Source organism: Pseudoalteromonas sp. RW-H-Ap-1 (assembly GCF_048318575.1).
In the GTDB taxonomy this organism is placed as follows: Bacteria; Pseudomonadota; Gammaproteobacteria; order Enterobacterales; family Alteromonadaceae; genus Pseudoalteromonas.
The window spans coordinates 3,360,866-3,380,000 of sequence record NZ_CP166996.1; the positions used below are offsets into that span (position 1 = coordinate 3,360,866).

General features: G+C 35.6%; 15 protein-coding genes and 1 pseudogene (1 of these 16 only partly in view). All 16 read left to right on the plus strand.

Going from position 1 to position 19,135, the window contains the following annotated elements; genetic code table 11:
- The first annotated feature begins 63 nt into the window (after nt 1–63).
- Nucleotides 64–405, plus strand: a complete 342-nt coding sequence (locus AB8618_RS15960) for a hypothetical protein (RefSeq protein ID WP_138608910.1) — start codon at nt 64–66, stop codon at nt 403–405.
- Between the two features lie 2 nt (nt 406–407).
- The gene (locus AB8618_RS15965; protein ID WP_413401026.1) at nt 408–1,652 is read left to right on the plus strand and encodes an HlyD family secretion protein; all 1,245 of its coding nucleotides are present in this window, start codon (nt 408–410) and stop codon (nt 1,650–1,652) included.
- On the plus strand, nt 1,652–3,865 hold the full coding sequence (locus AB8618_RS15970) for a peptidase domain-containing ABC transporter (protein ID WP_413402896.1): 2,214 nt from the start codon (nt 1,652–1,654) through the stop codon (nt 3,863–3,865). The genes AB8618_RS15965 and AB8618_RS15970 overlap by 1 nt, the downstream gene beginning before the upstream one ends.
- Nucleotides 3,866–7,076: 3,211 nt before the next feature.
- Nucleotides 7,077–7,241: a hypothetical protein gene (locus tag AB8618_RS15975; RefSeq protein ID WP_418157321.1), complete on the plus strand. Its 165-nt coding sequence runs from the start codon at nt 7,077–7,079 to the stop codon at nt 7,239–7,241.
- Between the two features lie 1,085 nt (nt 7,242–8,326).
- A complete protein-coding gene (locus AB8618_RS15980; protein WP_171039663.1) occupies nt 8,327–8,500 on the plus strand; it encodes a hypothetical protein in 174 nt (57 codons plus the stop codon).
- A 12-nt stretch (nt 8,501–8,512) separates the two neighbouring features.
- A complete protein-coding gene (locus AB8618_RS15985; RefSeq protein WP_413401027.1) occupies nt 8,513–9,430 on the plus strand; it encodes an ATP-grasp domain-containing protein in 918 nt (305 codons plus the stop codon).
- Nucleotides 9,431–9,686: 256 nt separating this feature from the next.
- Nucleotides 9,687–9,872 carry a hypothetical protein gene (locus tag AB8618_RS15990; RefSeq protein WP_309167869.1) on the plus strand — a complete coding sequence of 62 codons (186 nt, stop codon included), beginning with the start codon at nt 9,687–9,689 and terminating at the stop codon, nt 9,870–9,872.
- Nucleotides 9,873–9,984: 112 nt separating this feature from the next.
- Nucleotides 9,985–10,170, plus strand: coding sequence for a hypothetical protein (locus AB8618_RS15995; protein ID WP_309167869.1), 186 nt, complete (start codon nt 9,985–9,987; stop codon nt 10,168–10,170).
- Nucleotides 10,171–10,282: 112 nt separating this feature from the next.
- Nucleotides 10,283–10,456 (plus strand): hypothetical protein, encoded by a 174-nt coding sequence (locus AB8618_RS16000; protein WP_413401028.1) that lies wholly within the window; start codon nt 10,283–10,285, stop codon nt 10,454–10,456.
- 83 nt (nt 10,457–10,539) lie between these two features.
- A complete protein-coding gene (locus tag AB8618_RS16005; protein WP_283235055.1) occupies nt 10,540–10,662 on the plus strand; it encodes a hypothetical protein in 123 nt (40 codons plus the stop codon).
- Nucleotides 10,663–11,344: 682 nt separating this feature from the next.
- Complete coding sequence (locus tag AB8618_RS16010; RefSeq protein WP_418157322.1) at nt 11,345–12,787, plus strand: lantibiotic dehydratase; 1,443 nt, start codon at nt 11,345–11,347, stop codon at nt 12,785–12,787.
- A gap of 29 nt (nt 12,788–12,816) precedes the next feature.
- A pseudogene (locus tag AB8618_RS16015) lies at nt 12,817–14,487 on the plus strand (thiopeptide-type bacteriocin biosynthesis protein); the annotation flags it as partial.
- 220 nt (nt 14,488–14,707) lie between these two features.
- Nucleotides 14,708–16,066, plus strand: coding sequence for a bifunctional UDP-N-acetylglucosamine diphosphorylase/glucosamine-1-phosphate N-acetyltransferase GlmU (gene glmU / locus AB8618_RS16020; protein ID WP_413401030.1), 1,359 nt, complete (start codon nt 14,708–14,710; stop codon nt 16,064–16,066).
- A gap of 123 nt (nt 16,067–16,189) precedes the next feature.
- Nucleotides 16,190–17,125: a hypothetical protein gene (locus AB8618_RS16025; protein WP_409424284.1), complete on the plus strand. Its 936-nt coding sequence runs from the start codon at nt 16,190–16,192 to the stop codon at nt 17,123–17,125.
- A gap of 3 nt (nt 17,126–17,128) precedes the next feature.
- Nucleotides 17,129–17,734 carry a DUF1240 domain-containing protein gene (locus AB8618_RS16030; RefSeq protein ID WP_409424285.1) on the plus strand — a complete coding sequence of 202 codons (606 nt, stop codon included), beginning with the start codon at nt 17,129–17,131 and terminating at the stop codon, nt 17,732–17,734.
- A gap of 158 nt (nt 17,735–17,892) precedes the next feature.
- Nucleotides 17,893–19,135, plus strand: partial view of a choice-of-anchor I family protein gene (locus AB8618_RS16035; protein WP_413401031.1) — the 5' portion only. The gene runs 542 nt beyond the window's last position; 1,243 of the gene's 1,785 nt are visible here — the first part of the coding sequence; its start codon is at nt 17,893–17,895; its stop codon lies beyond the right edge, outside the window.

Below are 19,135 nucleotides of genomic sequence, written 5' to 3' on the forward strand. Positions count from 1 at the left end.
CCATCGAATCAGAGGGCGCCAATAAAAACCCTCTTTTAAAAGTTAAATAATTTGGAGTTTACTATGACGCTTAATGAATATTTTAGTAGTTACTATGCATTAATCTGCGATGGTAGCTTAGATGATCTAGAGGATTATTTTTGTTCAGGCTCTCCTTTATTTAATGCAACCAAGCAACAGTTTGAAACACTAAGAAAGCAATTTGATTTTAAGTTTACTTTGCAAAATGTTGCATTAATTGCAAAGCAAGACGACTTATTAGTTATAAGAGATGAAGTTAACTTTAAAGCAGAAATTGATGGTAAAAATATAGATAAAGTGTCGAGCAATTTACATTCGCTAGTGAAAGAGTCAGGTGAATGGAAATTACATTGTAGTACACCACTACCTGAGGCAATGGTGTAAATATGTCAGATTTATTTCGTAAAGAAGCGATTGATCATCAAGGGCAAAAACTTGATGGGGAAGTCACTATAGCAACCCATATGTCTTTTACTTGGATCCTTGGTTTAATTTTAGGCATTGTGATTATTGGTTGTACATATCTTATTTTAGGTGAGTATCACCGAAAAGAAGTGGTGTCTGGATATTTACGACCAACAACGGGTTTATCAAAAATTTATCCTTTAACAACGGGGGTTATTGATGAGGTGTTTGTTGAAGAAGGCCAAATTGTTGAAAAAGGCCAATTGTTAGCGCGAATAAGAATGGAGCGACTGCTTACATCTGGAAGTGACGTTAACGACGTTATTGTGAGTCAGCTTATAAAGCAAAAGCAGTATATTAATGAGAATTTAAAAACACAAAAGTCATTGGCTGGTGTCAGTGTTGAAAAGCTAGAGTCTCAAATTGCTAGTACTACTTTTCAAGTTGAGCAAGCGCAAAAGCAACTGTCACTACTAAGTAAACGGGTAGTTTTAAGTAAAAAAAGAGTTGCAGATACAGAACTATTAATAGAAAAACAATTTGCTTCGAATGCTGATTTAGAAACGGTTAAAGACAATTACTTTGCAATACAACAGCAAGCAGAAGATCTTGAGGCTCGCTTACTTTCTCAGCAAGAGTTACTAAGTCAGTACCGGTTTGAATTAATACAAATGCCAATGAACCAACAAGAGGTTGAATCGCAGTTGCGTTCTCAGCTAGCAAACATAAATCAGCAAATTAGCCAGGCTGAATCGCAAGGTAGTTATGATGTTAGAAGTCAGCGTAGTGGCCGTATTAGTAACTTATTAGTTAAGCCAGGGATGATGGCACAATCAAATTACCCATTGATGGCAGTGTTACCAGAAGATACAAAGTTAGAAGCCGTTCTTTTTGTACCCACAAGGGCATATGGGTTTGTGCAGAAAGGGCAAAGTACACGCATTCGTTATCAGGCATTTCCGTATCAACGCTTTGGTATTTATGACGGAGAAATAAAAAGTGTTTCTAAGTCAATACTTTTACCAAACGAGACGGCTTTACCAGTGTCGCTCCAAGAGCCAATGTATCAAGTGGTTGTAGAGCTAACGAATCAAAATGCACAAGCTTATGGAGCTTCAGTTCCTTTGCAAGCAGGTATGTTACTCGAAGCAGACATTATGGTAGATAGTCGTTCACTCTTTGAGTGGTTATTTGAGCCAATATATAGCATTAAGGGAGCAGTATGATGGAAAACCCAATGCATTTATTAAAATTTAGCGGAACAAAACGTCTCCCGGTAATTTTACAAACAGAGGCCGCGGAGTGTGGGTTAGCAAGTATAGCAATGGTTGCCGCCTATTATGGTTACAAAACAGACTTAACTAGTTTACGCCAAGAACACGAAATATCTTTGAAGGGTGCAAACCTTGAAGAGCTAATGCAAATTGCAGATAAATTAAAGTTAAGCACACGAGCACTAAGGTTAGATTTAGAACATTTATCACAGCTTAAAACACCCTGCATTTTACACTGGGATATGAATCACTTTGTGGTTCTTAAAAAGGTAAATAAAAAGTCAATAGAGATACATGATCCAGGTTTAGGCGAACGAAAATATACAATGGAGGAGTTCTCTAAACATTTTACAGGTGTTGCGTTAGAGCTTAGTCCAACTGAAGAGTTTAAATCTGAAGATTCGCGGGTGAACTTAAAATTATCTGACTTTTGGAGCAAAGTAACCGGTTTAAAGTCAACGCTAGGTAAAGTATTTGTTTTATCACTATTACTGCAAGCATTTGCAATAGCGAGTCCTTATTACATGCAGCTGGTAGTTGATGAGGTTATTTTAAGCTATGACCAAAATTTACTCGCTATTTTAGCTATTGGCTTTGGACTGTTGATGGCAATAGAGATGGTGACAGGAGCTGTACGGAGTGTTTTATTACTGCATTTTGGTAATTTAATGAGTATACAGCTCGGGGCAAACTTATTTCATCATTTAGTCAGACTACCTTTACAGTATTTTGAAAAGCGACATATTGGTGATGTTGTCTCTCGGTTCGGTTCACTGCAACAGGTAAAAGAACTTCTAACTAAAGGTGTGATTGAAGCGGTTATTGATGGTGTTATGGCTATTGCGACACTCATTATGATCTTTTTATATAGCCCAAAGCTGAGCGTTATCGTATTAATTGCAATTGCTATTTATGCAGTATTCAGAATTGCAATGTATCGCCCATTACGTCAAATGTCAGAGGAGGTCATTGTTAACCAAGCTAAAGAGCAATCTAACTTTATGGAAACAGTGAGAGGTATTCAAACTATAAAATTGTTTGGCCGAGAGGTGCAAAGACAAAGTGTATGGCATAACAAATATGCAGATAGCTTGAACTCAGGTATACGAGTAGGCCATTTAAACATAGGCTACGAAGCGTTTAATAAAGTTATTTTTGGCCTTGAAAATGTTCTAGTTATTTACTTTGCAGCCATGTTGGTCATGGAAGGTGATTTAACGGTCGGTATGTTGTTTGCCTTTATGGCTTATAAACGCCAATTTGTAGAAAAAATGGCAAGCTTAATCGAAAAAATAATCGAATTTAAAATGCTTAGCCTTCATTTTAACCGCCTAGCTGATATTTCTTTAACTGAGAAAGAGCAAGATATTCAAGGGAAAGTGAGCGGTAAAAAAATCAGTGGCGATATAGAGCTTAAAGGCATTAATTACCGATACAACAAAAAAGAAGCACCGGTATTTAAACACCTAGACCTATCAATTAAAGCCGGAGAGTCAGTCGCCATTATTGGCCCGTCGGGTTGCGGTAAAACCACACTTGCAAAGTTAATGCTTGGATTGTTTGAACCCGACGAAGGAAAGATTGAGGTAGACGGTGTTGATATTAGACAGCTAGGACTTGGTCAATATAGAACGCAGATTGCAGCTGTAATGCAGGACGACCAGCTTCTATCAGGGTCAATAGCAGACAATATATCGTTTTTTGACCCAGAGTTCGATATGCAACAAGTTGAATGGGCAGCCAAAATTGCGGCTATAGATAACGATATTTTACAAATGACAATGGGCTACAACACACTCGTTGGTGATATGGGGGCTGCATTATCGGGCGGACAAATACAGCGTTTATTACTAGCAAGAGCTTTGTACAGAAAACCTAAAATTCTATTTATGGATGAAGCAACAAGTAACTTAGATACAAAGCTAGAGTTTTCAGTAAACGAAGCCGTTAAAAATTTAGATGTGACACGCATTATTATTGCGCATAGGCCTGAAACAATAGCCAGTGCAGATAGAGTTATAGAGCTTAGATATGGTGAAGCAATAGAAGTAGATAAGCCAGATTTAGGTTCACGAACTAAAGCTATAAAGAAAATAAATAGCTTAAATATTGAAAATGAAGAGTTTACAGACACAAGTTCAGACGGAAGTTTTTTACTAAGTTAATTAATAAAAAAGGAAAAATAAATGAATGAGTTAAACCTAAATGAAATGAAAAGTGTAAACGGTGGCTTTGAATGGCCATGGGAGAAATGGTACAGAGATCACTATGAAAATTTAATCAAATAAAGAGTTAAGTAAAAAGTAGATATCAATTATACGAAGTTAATGACGGAAGTAAGCTGTCATATAATTTAGGTTATGAAATAGGCCGTTTGCTGATTAAATCTAGAGTCTAGATTCCTATTATATCAAGGTCTCTTCCAAGCTAAGTTTAATATTAGATATGTGTATAAAACAAATAAAAGGTAATAAAAAATGAAAACTTTGAGTGTATATGAAAAAGCTGAAGTGAATGGTGGTGCAATTTCTACTGGGAGCAGACCTGTTATATGTGGCCCTATTGAAATACCAAAACTTAATCAGTCGTCTTACTAAACACAGTAACCTTAAATTTTAAAGAGGAAAATATCATGAATGAATTGAACATAATGCAGGTAAAAGAAACTAGTGGCGGTATTGTAGATGGTGGCTGTGTAATTGGACCTAAAGTTCCAACTATTTCAAAGGTTTTTCAATAGGAGAGGTTTATGAAAACATTAAATGTAGTTCAGTTGGAAGTAGTGAGTGGTGGTGTTTCAACGGTTTATCATGAGGGTGCATGGTTGCAAGCCATTAAAGATCTAATGAATCAACTTAAATAATCAGATAGGAAAATATCATGAATGAATTGAACATAATGCAGGTAAAAGAAACTAGTGGCGGTATTGTAGATGGTGGCTGTGTAATTGGACCTAAAGTTCCAACTATTTCAAAGGTTTTTCAATAGGAGAGGTATATGAAAACATTAAATGTAGTTCAGTTGGAAGTAGTGAGTGGTGGTGTTTCAACGGTTTATCATGAGGGTGCATGGTTGCAAGCCATTAAAGATCTAATGAATCAACTTAAATAATCAGATAGGAAAATATTATGAATGAATTGAACATAATGCAAGTGAAAGAAGCTAATGGCGGCATTGTAGATGGTGGCTGTGTAATTGGGCCTAAAGTCCCAACTATTCCAAAGATTTTTCAATAGGGGAGATATATGAAAACATTAAATATAGTTCAGTTGGAATTAGTGAATGGTGGTGTTTCAACGATTTATCATGAGGGTGCATGGCTGCAAGCCATTAAAGATCTAATGAATCAACTTAAATAATCAGATAGGAAAAATAAAATGAAAGAACTTAATAAAAAAGAGATTACAAATAGTGTTTTTGGTGCAGGTGACTGTTGGGGTATTGGTATTAAAGCGGGTGAATACTCAATCTGTATTGGCGTAAATGTGGAATAAGGAAAAAGTAATGATTGAATTAAATGCAGGTTCTAAAATATTTGTTTCTGGTGGAAAGTGTAGTGGAGTTTGGTTAGGAACAAGTGATGGTGAGTATGGTATTTGTATTGGCAAAAGTGAAAGTTAATAAATAAAGGAATTAAGATGAAAGAGTTAAATAATTACGATTTGTTCCGTTCAATTCTGGGTGCAGGTACTTGTAGTGGTGTTGCAATTAAATTGAATGATGGTGATTTGGTGCTTTGTTTTGGTGTAATGGAATAAAAGGATATTTAGTATGTACGAAATAACTCATAGTCAGCTTGTTACAGATATTACTGGTGGTAAGTGTTATAGCCAAACAATTTCTATCAAGGGCAATGATTTTACTATTTCAGTTGGTAGTTGTGAAGTTTAATTAATAGTACTTATAAGAGGAATTAAAAATGAAAGAATTATATAACGTTAACTATATTGTCGGTGGCACATGTATTTCAAGTCCAGTTTTTATGCTTGTTGACCATTATTATGGTGTATGTGTTGGTATCAAAATTAAATAATCAGATAGGAAAAATAAAATGAAAGAACTTAATAAAAAAGAGATTACAAATAGTGTTTTTGGTGCAGGTGACTGTTGGGGTATTGGTATTAAAGCGGGTGAATACTCAATCTGTATTGGCGTAAATGTGGAATAAGGAAAAAGTAATGATTGAATTAAATGCAGGTTCTAAAATATTTGTTTCTGGTGGAAAGTGTAGTGGAGTTTGGTTAGGAACAAGTGATGGTGAGTATGGTATTTGTATTGGCAAAAGTGAAAGTTAATAAATAAAGGAATTAAGATGAAAGAGTTAAATAATTACGATTTGTTCCGTTCAATTTTGGGTGCAGGTACTTGTAGTGGTGTTGCAATTAAATTGAATGATGGTGATTTGGTACTTTGTTTTGGTGTAATGGAATAAAAGGATATTTAGTATGTACGAGATTACTCATAGTCAGCTTGTTACAGATATTACTGGTGGTAAGTGTTACAGCCAAACCGTAACACTATTTGATAATGAATTTACAATACTACTTGGTAGTTGTGAAGTTTAATTAATAGTACTTATAAGAGGAATTAAAAATGAAAGAATTATATAACGTTAACTATATTGTCGGTGGCACATGTATTTCAAGTCCAGTTTTTATGCTTGTTGACCATTATTATGGTGTATGTGTTGGTATCAAAATTAAATAATCAGATAGGAAAAATAAAATGAAAGAACTTAATAAAAAAGAGATTACAAATAGTGTTTTTGGTGCAGGTGACTGTTGGGGTATTGGTATTAAAGCGGGTGAATACTCAATCTGTATTGGCGTAAATGTGGAATAAGGAAAAAGTAATGATTGAATTAAATGCAGGTTCTAAAATATTTGTTTCTGGTGGAAAGTGTAGTGGAGTTTGGTTAGGAACAAGTGATGGTGAGTATGGTATTTGTATTGGCAAAAGTGAAAGTTAATAAATAAAGGAATTAAGATGAAAGAGTTAAATAATTACGATTTGTTCCGTTCAATTCTGGGTGCAGGTACTTGTAGTGGTGTTGCAATTAAATTGAATGATGGTGATTTGGTGCTTTGTTTTGGTGTAATGGAATAAAAGGATATTTAGTATGTACGAAATAACTCATAGTCAGCTTGTTACAGATATTACTGGTGGTAAGTGTTATAGCCAAACAATTTCTATCAAGGGCAATGATTTTACTATTTCAGTTGGTAGTTGTGAAGTTTAATTAATAGTACTTATAAGAGGAATAAAAAATGAAAGAATTAAACGCAGTACAATTAGAAGAAGTGAATGGTGGTAAATCAATAGTTGATAGTATTAATGAAACTATTCAGGATTTAATTGATATTTTGTTTTGATTTAATGAAAACTTTAAATAAGAAAGAGATATTTAATATTAACGGTGGTACTAAAAGTTTAGCGGATAAAATTGATGAAATTTTTAGTAAGATGGTTGGTATTTTTAATCTGAAAAATAATATTGCCCCTCTTGGCGGAGAAGTAATATTAGCTTATTGCGAGAAATAAGATGAATAAGGAGCAGATATGCTCCTTTTTTTGCTTTAAAAGATGCACTAGCTCAAACAAGAATTAAAACATCGGTTTGAAAAAATGAGTTCTGAACGCCCTCCTATTATTAGCAGCCAAGCTCATTTCCTTTAGCTGTAGAGTTAGTACTTAACTGCTTCAAACTTAGTCGGTGAATTGCCTATCTACGAATAACTCTTAAGGTTGTAAATAATTTATATAAAGTAGATTTTTCAGCGGTCAACTTTTTATCATTACTGTTTTCAGCTAGGGTGGTGATTGACTGTTTAGCCTCGGTAATTAGTAGAAGGCCGTTTACTTTTCAATATCGATTAGTTCAGCTTAAAGTTATAGTTGGTGAGTGGCCATGATGCCGTGAGTCTAGACTTATTATGATGTGTTGTTTATTAGCTTATTCATTGATTAATAAAAGCACTAAAAATAGCCACGGAACACAATTAGATATAAAAAGTCCCATATATTACTTTTAGTAAATACCGCTCTCCCATTGCGAAAAACTACAATTAGCATTGGAGTAGTAAGTGGATAAATCAAAATTACCTCTATTGCTAGATCACTTGTTTCACTTTGCACTGAGTTGTTTATTTTCGCTTTAAAGAAAAGTGTTTATTGATAACTTTGCGATCTACTCAAAGATTAAACCTCATAAAGAAACCTTATTACTAACTTTTTCTATGTCTACTTAATTTATAAATAAAAGGTGTCTATATTATTCAGGAAGAGCCTAGTTCCTAAGTTCCTGCAATTACTACCTATAGTCGAAACCACCTTATTATTTCACCAGCTAATTAAAACAATATACAGCGCTTACAAACCGCGTTATTTCATATTTAGAGCATAAAATGAAATTATAATAAAATAACATTTCAGCGCAAGCTATTGATTTGTATTGATTTGTTGTTTTTTTTAGGCTTTTGCAATCTTTAAAAAATAAACTCATTATTAATCCCGTCGAAAACATAGAGCGACATGAATTTGAATTATAAACGAGTAATTGGCTGGTTTAATATGCATATTTAAAAGCGTAGTTGTACAGCCAAAAATAACAGAATAGGAATAATAAAATGGCTAAGTACTTCCAATCAGAATATGAATTAGAGCGTTTTTTAGATAAACAAATGGCAGCAGACTGTATTGACAGCTATTTAGATTCAGACGGTGTTATAAGTAATAGCTGTCAAATATTTAATATCGCGGAAAGCGACATAAGTAATTTAGATTATTACACACTTAATTAATAGGGTTTATAAATGGCTTATATTGTTATTGGGCAGTTACATGATGAGCATGCCTTGAAAATACTAAATAAATTAAAAGCGAGAAATGTAGATGCATATCTACTGCAATCACATGACTTTCCAAACAAAGTAAAGTTTAGTTTTTCACCCAATGATGGCGATGGCAGCTTAACTTTAAGTTGTGGCACGCTTATCAATTTAAGTGATATTAAAGCCGTGTTCTGGCGTAGCTTCTCGGGCGTGTCTGATGAAGAGACTCGAGCCACTTTTATGACTGAGCAGGGTATTGCTGCAAAGGATAGTATGGCCTGCTTAAGGACTTGGTTTTACTTAAAAAATGGCACTAAGTGGGTTAATGGTTGGGAGGCTTTTCAGCATCATCAAGAAAAACCGTATCAGTTACAAAAAATAAAAAATTTGGGCGTTAAAATTCCTCAAACCTATGTTGGTAACAACATAGAAGATATAAAGCTTGCATATAAAAATTTAGAGCAAAGTATTTTTAAACCCGTTTTTGGTGGCGCGCATACTGAAATTTTAACAGAGTCTCACTTAGAGGCTGGAAGAGTTGAACCAGCGTTGGCTAAATCCCCTATTACAGTACAAGAGTTTATAGCCGGCACTAATATACGGACTTATGTAATAGGTGAGCGTGTTATATCAATAGAGCTTAAAAGTGAGTTGGCTGATTTTAGAGTAGATGATGATGCAAAACTGGTAGTGATTGATACACCTGAGCTAATAAAAAAACAAGCTATAGAAATAACAAAAGAGTTATACCTTAATTGGACCGCTATAGACTGGCGTAGGGATAAAAGCGGTGAGTATTATTTTTTAGAGGCAAATCCTTCACCCATGTTTATTGGTTTTGAAAAACAATCAGGCATTTCAATGTCCGATTATATTGTTGATTACATGTTAGAGCATTAATAATTAATAAAACGGAGAGCATATATGAAAGAGTTAGATATTGTTGAGATTAAAGCCGTTGCTGGTGGATTAGGTTGGGACGAAAATGGTAATTGGGTCGACTGTTTGGGTCAAGTTATTAGAACTTTAACCCGGTAATCATGTAAGTAGCTAAATACAAATATTAGTTTTTACTGTTACGTGAGTTCTTGGCGGAGTATCACGTAATAGACACGGCAATAAAGCCATTAACGAGAAAGTAAATAAGGAAAAGAAAATGCATCCATTTTCATTAGAAAAAACACAAGAAGAGCAAGTTGTAGGTGGCGTTGCCTCTAAAGTTACTTATTTTGGCGGTTGTACAGAGGATGGCGGTGGTATCAACCCTACAGACCCAATTACAATGGCAATCCCAGAGGATGGTAACGACCCTCGTCCATTCCCACCAGAAGACTGGATGTAATTAAAAAATATAGTTTGAGATAGCTTTTAACGTTACGTGAATTCTTGGCGGAGTATCACGTAATAGACACGGCAATAAAGCCATTAACGAGAAAGTAAATAAGGAAAAGAAAATGCACCCATTTTCATTAGAAAAAACACAAGAAGAGCAAGTTGTAGGTGGCGTTGCCTCTAAAGTTACTTATTTTGGCGGTTGTACAGAGGATGGCGGTGGTATCAATCCTACAGACCCAATTACAATGGCAATCCCAGAGGATGGTAACGACCCTCGTCCATTCCCACCAGAAGACTGGATGTAATTAAAAAATATAGTTTGAGATAGCTTTTAACGTTACGTGAATTCTTGGCGGAGTATCACGTAATAAACACGGCAATAAAGCCATTAACGAGAAAGTAAATAAGGAAAAGAAAATGCACCCATTTTCATTAGAAAAAACACAAAATGAACAAGTTGTTGGCGGTAAAGGCGACTTCAATGTAACCCTCGCTTTAAAAGAGACCGGTGGTCCAGATGATCCGATCACTATGGCTATCCCTGAAGATGGTAACGATCCTCGTCCATTCCCACCAGAAGACTGGATGTAATCCTCTTTAGGTGCGGGGTCGCAGTGCCCCGCAGTATAAGTAAAAGTAAAGATTTATTTTAATAAGCAATTTAAGGCGAAAAAATGATTCAGTTAAAAAATAAAGAAACAATATCTGCTATTTCCGGTGGTGTACGTATGGACGAAAATGGTAATGGTTGTATTCCTCCATTTATTAATTTCCCTCCATTTATTACTAAGCGATAGTAGTAAAATCTATAGAGATAGAAAAAGTAGATAATATTTTTGGTGCTGTCAGAATGGTTAAGGTTGTATTTGCATTCCACCTATTATCGTTATTGGCACATCACCATTTTAGGTAATGTGATTAAGTCATAAAATTAAAACGGCTAGTTTCATAAAAATACCTAAAGCCAGCCTATTAAACGCCGATTCTAATTGTATGAGTAAGCATATAATAACCAGATACTAGAGATGTTTTAGTTTCAATAAGTAAAATAAAAAAACGTCTTTATATTGTTTTCATCAATCGACTTTTGCTTTTTTACGCAATGTCCTCCTCCGGCTATTAGTGGTGTTATCTCATTCGGTATAAGCTTCATGCCCGACGATAACTTTTTAATTTTCTTTTTATTTAGTTTCATTTTCATCATTTATTTCAATAGAACATGCCTAACTCATTTAATCCTCATAGAAACCATTTTACAACCCCTGGATGTTAATGTTTGTGGCTTTGCGTAGTCGTTCTGTATATTTTGTTTTTTAAGTGTTTAAAAATGATGGGTTGTTTGTTAACTCTTGGCTTTCTTATGCAGTATCATCATGATAAAAGACATTCTAATAAAAAATAATAGTAATGGGTTATAGTCTGCAGAGGGTTTGGTTGTTCTGATTGCTGTTTGTTACTTAAAAATGAAAGGATGTAGTAGTGTCTGAAAAAATAAAAAGTGCTCCGTTTTTTGTTATACGTGTACCACGGTTAAGTAATGAGCTGCTATTACAATTTAATGATGTAAATGCAAATACTAACAAAATACTAGAAAGCTGGTTAGGTATGTACGGTGTTCAAGAGGCGCTTTATCTTGCAAGCCCTTCTTTATTAGAACGCATAAGTCAATGGCGTGAAAAGCCAAACACCAAGCAAGGGAAAAAGATTTCACATGCCTTAATAAAATATATGGTTCGAATGTGCTCAAGGCCAACGCCATTTGGTTTGTTTTCTGGTGTAAACAAAGGCGATATTACTTCGTCTACGGATTTAATTGTTGGAAATTATAAAGAAGATAGCCGTAAAACGCGTTTAGACATGTTTTATTTAAACGCACTAAAAGATTACTTTATTAAAAATACCCCTCGCTCAAATTCACTCATATATAAGCCAAACCCCTCACATTATTTTATTGCGGATCAATGCCGGTATATAGAAAGTTACCTCTTAGATAATAGTATGCAATATCGATTGAGTGCCATTGAAAGTGATGAGTATTTTAGGTTTGCTCTAAATCGATCTAGCGCCGGTATTAGCTTTAATAGTTTATGTGAGGCCTTTTTTATACAATACAAAGATGCAAATAAAGAGGATGTTGAGTCCTATATTCAAGATTTAATTAATGAAGGGGCGCTAGTAGCCGACATTCCGTTACCGTTAACAGGAGATTCTCCTGACTATGCTTTATTAAAATCAATTCAAAACCTTAATGAAAATTATATTTCAGACAATTTAGCAACTACATTAGTGAAAATAGAGTCTTTAGATGAAGATAAAAAAGGGACTATTGCCCCCTATAAGCAATTACTTTCACATTTAGAAGAACTGCCAATAAAAGTGCAAGAAAACAAGCTGTTTCAAGCTGATGTTTATCGTAATTACAATGCTTGCTATTTAAGTGAAATAGAAGTTAATCGTTTGCAAAAGCAGCTTGAACTGCTGTCTGGTTTAAGTGCGAACGAAGCAAGTAACTCTTTATCTCAGTTCATCAATCAATTTCATAATCGTTTTGAAGGACAGTTTGTACCACTAGATGTAATTTTAGATGATGAGACTGGGATTGGCATTTCAAATGAAACTAGCTATGAAACACCCTTGTTAGCAGGGTTACACCTTGCTCGCGCAGGAAGCATTTTAAATTCAACCGCAAGTATCAGTTTAATAGACTCAATTATTGAAGACGCTATCAGCCTTCCTGCTAATCGTCATAAAGATTGTATCGTGCTAACAAGTAAAGAATTGAAAAGTAAAATAGCGAATAAAGATGCTATCAAAAGTTATCCTAGTTCTTTTGCAGCTATGTTAAGTCTTTATGAAGATGATAAAAAAATCCAGTCTTTAAGTTTAATGGTTGTTATGGGCCATCATCGGCAAATTTATTAGGTCGCTTTTGTCACTTAGATGAAAATTTTAAAAATGCAGTGATAGAGGAGTTAAAACAAGAGCAAGCGCACTCACCCGATGTTATTTTTGCTGAAGTTGTACATATGCCAGAAGGGCGGCCAGGTAATGTTATTGCTCGCCCGCATTTACGAGAATATGAAATTGTATTTATGGCAGATAGCAGCCTAAATAAGGAGTATCAAATACATTTAAGTGATTTATATGTATGGGTTGAAGGTCAGCATGTTAAGCTTTGGAGTAAGAGACTAAATAAACAAATTATTCCGCGTTTGTCATGTGCGCACAACTATTCATCGCGTAGCCTTAGTGCTTATAAGTTTTTATGTATGTTACAACACCAAGACGGACGCCCTATTAACTTTTCTATGCCGCAAAGTACATCTAGGCATAGTTTTGTTCCACGAATAATGTTAGATAATTTAGTGCTGAGTGAAAAAACATGGCGCGTTGATAGAAAACATCTACAAGAAGTTTTTATTGATGGCCAACTAGATTTAGATAAGCTTAATACTCTCTTCAATACCTACCAGTTAGATACACAAGTTTGCTATGCAATGTTTGATAATATTTTGCAGTTAGATTTGCGAAACTCTGATATGTTTGAAATTTTACTCGCAGAGACTAAGGGGCAAACTAAGGTTGAGTTGAAGGAGGTTTTATCTTCTAGTTTTTCGTCTCGCGTTAGAGATGAGTTTGGACATCATTATAATAATGAAATAATAGTGCCTTTTAGAAATACGCAAGCAAAAGTACATAAACACTTTGTAGATGAGCCTCTTGCAAATATATCAGCGTTGCCAATTAAACGACGATTTAGTGCTGGCTCTGAGTGGCTTAGTTTAAAAATTTATAGTGGTAACTCTTTAGTTGAGCAACTTTTGAGTGAGAAATTACTTCCACTCATTGAGTCGAATAAAAACTTGTTTAACAAGTGGTTTTTTATTAGATATTCAGATCCAGATTGGCATATTAGAGTTCGTTTTCACGGGGAGCCAAATATATTATGTGGCGAATTATTACCTTTATTAAATAACTTACTTGATCAAATGATCGAAAGCGGAGAGTTACATAAAGTAGAGTTAATGACCTATGAGCGAGAAGTTGAACGCTATGGAGGCCCTGAATCTATAGGTTTAGTTGAATCTTTATTTATGTATGACAGCTCATTAGTTGCAAAAGCGTGTTTATTAGTAGATGACTACGGTGAAGATATACGTTGGCGTATAGCTCTAAACTACACACATAAGTTGCTTAATCTATTTGATTACAGCGACGCTGAGCGGTTAAATCTAATCAGCCATTTACGAGATGGTTTTGGTAATGAGTTTAATGAAAACAGTATTTTACGTAAGCAATTAGGTAACCGTTTTCGAGAGTACCAAGCGCAGTTAGATGATGATTTCAATAAACTAAACATTGCTGCTACAGATGAACTGGACGAAATTCAAACGTTTATTTCTAAGTTATTTAAAGAATGGATGAGTGATGCTGAACCAGTAGTTAAAGTTTTAGTTAAGCTTATTAAAGAAAATAAACTTAACTGCACTCGAGATTCACTTTTAAGCTCTCTTTTACATATGCACAATAACCGAATGTTTAAAGCATATGGTAGAGAGCAAGAGTTTGTAATACATGACTTGTTAAGGCGAAAATACTTTTCGATGAGTAAAGTTAAATAAAAAGGCGCGTTTAAAGAATTAATACCTTTAAACGCGCTTATATATTCCTTAAATCCCCGCTACAATAACCCTATTCTATTAGGTGTTATTTTGCTTAAGTTAAGATTCAGTAGTCATTGCTTAGCCTACTGAGTATTTGCACATGATGTGACTTACGTAATCTACTTTGCAGCACACTTATTCTATTAAGCTAAAACAACGGAAAAAGGAAATTGTTTTAATGGCTCTAACAACGGTTATTCTTGCAGCGGGTAAAGGTACCCGTATGCGTTCTGCTCTTCCTAAGGTACTGCATAAAGTGGCAGGTAAACCTATGGTTCAACATGTTATCGATAATGCCAATGCGCTAGGTGCAACCTCTACTAACTTAGTTTATGGTCACGGCGGCGAACTATTACAACAACAATTAGCCGATAATAACGTAAACTGGGTGCTGCAAGCTGAACAGCTAGGTACAGGCCACGCAGTGGCACAAGCTAACCCACATATAAATGACGACGACACTGTACTGGTTTTATACGGTGACGTACCTTTAACTAAGCAATCTACACTTGAACGTTTATTAGCAGCGACACCTAAAAATGGTTTAGCAGTATTAACCGTTAATTTAGCAAACCCAAATGGTTATGGGCGTATGCTGCGTGTTGATGGCAAGCTAGTGGGTATTGTTGAACAAAAAGATGCTAACGCAGAGCAGTTACTTATAAACGAAGTAAACACTGGCATTATGGCGGTTAATGGTAAGCTTTTAAAAACATGGTTAGGTAACTTGTCTAACAATAATGCCCAAGGTGAATACTACCTAACAGATATAGTTGCTATGGCGCATAGTGAAGGCGTAGAAATTACATCAGCACAACCAGATCACCCAATGGAAGTTGAAGGTGCAAATAACCGCGTACAACTTGCAGGATTAGAGCGTGCTTACCAAGCATGGCAAGCAGAAGAACTCATGCTAAATGGGGCCACCCTTGCTGACCCTGCACGTATTGACGTACGTGGCGACGTTAAAACAGGTGAAGATGTCCTCATCGATATCAACGTTATTTTTGAAGGCAATGTAACGCTTGGTAATAACGTACAAATTGGACCTAACTGTGTACTTAAAAACTGTAGCATCGGTGACAATGTTATTATTAAAGCCAATACACTAATTGAAGATGCATCAGTTGCGGCTCAATGTACACTCGGTCCATACGCCCGCCTTCGTCCTGGTGCAGTAATGGAAGAAGACTCGCACATTGGCAATTTTGTCGAAATGAAAAAAACCCGTTTAGGCAAAGGTTCTAAAGCAAACCACTTAAGTTACTTAGGTGATGCTGAAATTGGCGAGAAAGTGAATATTGGCGCAGGCACAATTACCTGTAACTACGATGGGGTTAATAAAGCAAAAACCATTATTGGCAATAATGCCTTTATAGGGTCTAACTCGTCACTGGTTGCTCCTGTAAACATTGGTGCTACAGCAACTGTGGGTGCAGGCTCTGTTATTACCAATGCCGTAGCGGATGATCAGCTAGCCGTAGCACGTGGCAAGCAACGTAATTTAGATGGTTGGAAACGCCCAGTTAAAAAATAGTAATGACCATTACTTATTAAATATTTAAAGCGAGTTTCATAACTCGCTTTTTTATTGCCTAAATATTCTTAATTAATTAGACTATTAGATAATGGATTAAAATATAACTCAAGGAAGTGTTACATGTCAGCTTATGCTCGCCGGGCAATCGTTGAAAGACAACGCCAAAGTCAAATAAAAAGTATCCTATCAGGTAATAATCATACTCTAATTCAAATGAACTCAGCAGAGTTTGTTGATTATATTATTTCTGTAAAAATGAAAGAAGGTAAATCTCGTTCTGAAGTAGTCGATTGGCTTGATGATTTACTGGAAAAGCACAATTCACTATCAAGTAAATGGAAACGAATTAAAGACTCATTAAAAACTGGAGGAGGGCTCTACCCTTTATTTGATGATATGAAGGCATTAGCCATTATAGCGACTATAATGCAGCGCCAAGGTAATGTTTTCGGTAAGTTTAAAATTAAAGTTTATAACGGCTCTCCCGCTATTATAATGACTTCTTACCCTGGTATCAGAGCACATTTAACGGGTACTCGTTATTTAGCAAGTAACCCCAAACTTTTTACTATAGGAGTCGGTAAATTAGAAGCTGCAAAAGCGATGAGAGGCGGTTTTGTGCTCACTCTGGTAATTTCAGTAACGTTTCATGCGGTAGACTTCCTTTTAAATGATCAAAAAACATGGCATGACTTAGTTGCTGGTATAGCAGTAGACATGGCCGTGGTTGGAGCAGCTATAGCTACGACAGTGGCTGTAACGCATATTGCAACGGCCTTTGCTGGGGCTGTTATTGTTACCAGTGCAGTAATACCCCTTATTATTGTTGTTAGTGTAGGGCTCGCTTTTACTGTTCTCACAATGGTTTTTTCAACAGACCCAATCGTAGATGCTATCGCATTTAAGCTGAGAAAAATTGAAAGCGACCTTAACTCTGGAATAATTAACATAAATAAAAAGCTGAAAAAGGGTTTTTCTGAAGATCCCTATGCCTTTTTTAATTCTTTATTTGGGTTGCCATCTATAAATCTAAATAGTAATAAAAATGAGCTATAAACAATGTCTATTTTAGAATGGGAAAAATCCGAAGAACGTTTTACAGAACAAAGCTTCGAGCATAAATTAACAGTTGTGATAGGCCTGTTTGCTTTTATATTATTTACAATGGCTTTATTTTATTTCTCTTATTATGGGTTTGTTGAAAATGTTTATTTTGATGAGTCGCTTTATTATATTCGAGAAAGCGGCTTGTTGGCTCCGATAATAGTAATGACTCCATTTCCTGTTTTAATGACAATTGCAGGTTTACAAAAAGTATTGAACTTCCGCAATGAAAAAACAATAAGGTTAATGGTAAAGCTTATGCTGCGCGCAATACCTTTATATATAATTTTATCTATTGCTAATAGTTTTTATATTGAGTCTAAATTAACACGTGAGGGATATAGCTTTTGTAATTGGTATACTAGTCCATCATTCAGAGGTCCCGATGTTTGGTTAAAAAATGATGAATTATGCCTACAGGATGGCTCTCTCATAATCAGTGATGTTACCGATTGGTTTGAACAGAAAAACCAACAAGGTATTGAGCCTTCAGTTGATGAGTTAAAAGAGTTTATAAAAATAACTCGAAAAAGGCGCGATGATTATATAAATAATATGTAGCGGCCAGTCCGTTTTAATGAGTAACAGGCCAAGCCCTATTTAAGGCGAGTTTTATAACTCGCTTTTTTATTGTCTAAATATTCTATAAATAAAAATGCCATACTGTTGTCATCCCTGTGTGTTGATATTTAACGAATACAACACTAAGGAAAACAATAATGTTAAACAAATCAATAATAGCCCTTTCTTTGCTATCACTATTAAGTGGTTGCTCACTTGATGGTGATGACGGCCAAGATGGCGCACAGGGTGTACAAGGTACAGCGGGTAATAATGGTGAAAACGGCACTAATGCAAATTCAGCTTTAAATATCAATCTTATTGGTCGTGCAGTACTCAATGCACAAAGCCCAGAGGGGGCAGCTGAAATAGTCGCCTACCAAGCTTCTAAAAAATGGATTTATGCTATTAATAGCTCTGGTGATGAGGCTGTTGTGAATATTATTCCTGCAAATACGTTCGACACCGCTGCATTAGTAAAAGATAACGAAGGTATTGTAACCGCGACTAACCTAGCCTCTGCTATTACGCTCTCACTAAATGAAAATACACCTGGCGATGCAAACAGCATTGCTATCGATGCAAATAACCAATTATTAGCGGTAGCAATGGCTGCTACAAACGTAGGTGAAGCTGGCCAAATAGCGTTTTATAATATTAGCGGAGATACACCAGTATTTATTAAAAATGTAACAGTGGGTGCCCTACCCGACATGGTGACATTTAGCCATGATGGTGAAAAAGTAGTGGTTGCTAATGAAGGTGAACCAAATGGCGATTACAGTATCGACCCCGAAGGCACTATTAGCATTATCGATATTAATAACGGCACTATTGCCGATACTGCTTTGAGTATCAACTTTCAAGCTTACAATAATCAGCAAGCAGAATTAGAAGCGCAGGGCTTAGTGTTTTCCAATCCTACTGGGCGTACTATTAATGGCAATTTAATCAATACCACCGTCGCGATGGATTTAGAGCCAGAATATGTGAGTATTTCCAAGGATAATAAATACGCCTATGTCTCTATTCAAGAAAATAACGGCCTAGCTATCATCAACCTTGAAGATAATTCCCTTGAGCTAAAAGGGCTCGGTTTTAAAGATTGGTCAAACTTACAATTTGACGCTTCAGACAAAGACGGCGGTGTTAACTTTAAATCATACCCTGGTTTATATGGCATGTATCAGCCAGATACAATTGCAAGTTTTAGTTGGAAAGGAGCCAACTTTATTGTATCTGCCAATGAGGGTGATGCACGCGAATACTTTTTTGATGCCAGCGATGAAGCTGATTGTATAGCCAAGGGCGGCCTTGATTATGACGCTAAAGATGGGTGTTTGGCATATATAGATGAAAGCCGCGTAGAAGATCTAGCTCTCGCAGCTAACTTCGATTACT

Bases quoted from the DNA above. Each gene is read 5' to 3' on its own strand.
- AB8618_RS16000 (WP_413401028.1), top strand. From the start codon at position 10,283: ATGCACCCATTTTCATTAGAAAAAACACAAAATGAACAAGTTGTTGGC.
- AB8618_RS16005 (WP_283235055.1), top strand. From the start codon at position 10,540: ATGATTCAGTTAAAAAATAAAGAAACAATATCTGCTATTTCCGGTGGT.
- AB8618_RS15970 (WP_413402896.1), top strand. From the start codon at position 1,652: ATGGAAAACCCAATGCATTTATTAAAATTTAGCGGAACAAAACGTCTC.
- AB8618_RS16025 (WP_409424284.1), top strand. From the start codon at position 16,190: ATGTCAGCTTATGCTCGCCGGGCAATCGTTGAAAGACAACGCCAAAGT.
- AB8618_RS15965 (WP_413401026.1), top strand. From the start codon at position 408: ATGTCAGATTTATTTCGTAAAGAAGCGATTGATCATCAAGGGCAAAAA.
- AB8618_RS15995 (WP_309167869.1), top strand. From the start codon at position 9,985: ATGCACCCATTTTCATTAGAAAAAACACAAGAAGAGCAAGTTGTAGGT.
- AB8618_RS15990 (WP_309167869.1), top strand. From the start codon at position 9,687: ATGCATCCATTTTCATTAGAAAAAACACAAGAAGAGCAAGTTGTAGGT.
- AB8618_RS15985 (WP_413401027.1), top strand. From the start codon at position 8,513: ATGGCTTATATTGTTATTGGGCAGTTACATGATGAGCATGCCTTGAAA.
- AB8618_RS15975 (WP_418157321.1), top strand. From the start codon at position 7,077: ATGAAAACTTTAAATAAGAAAGAGATATTTAATATTAACGGTGGTACT.
- AB8618_RS15960 (WP_138608910.1), top strand. From the start codon at position 64: ATGACGCTTAATGAATATTTTAGTAGTTACTATGCATTAATCTGCGAT.
- AB8618_RS15980 (WP_171039663.1), top strand. From the start codon at position 8,327: ATGGCTAAGTACTTCCAATCAGAATATGAATTAGAGCGTTTTTTAGAT.
- AB8618_RS16030 (WP_409424285.1), top strand. From the start codon at position 17,129: ATGTCTATTTTAGAATGGGAAAAATCCGAAGAACGTTTTACAGAACAA.
- glmU (WP_413401030.1), top strand. From the start codon at position 14,708: ATGGCTCTAACAACGGTTATTCTTGCAGCGGGTAAAGGTACCCGTATG.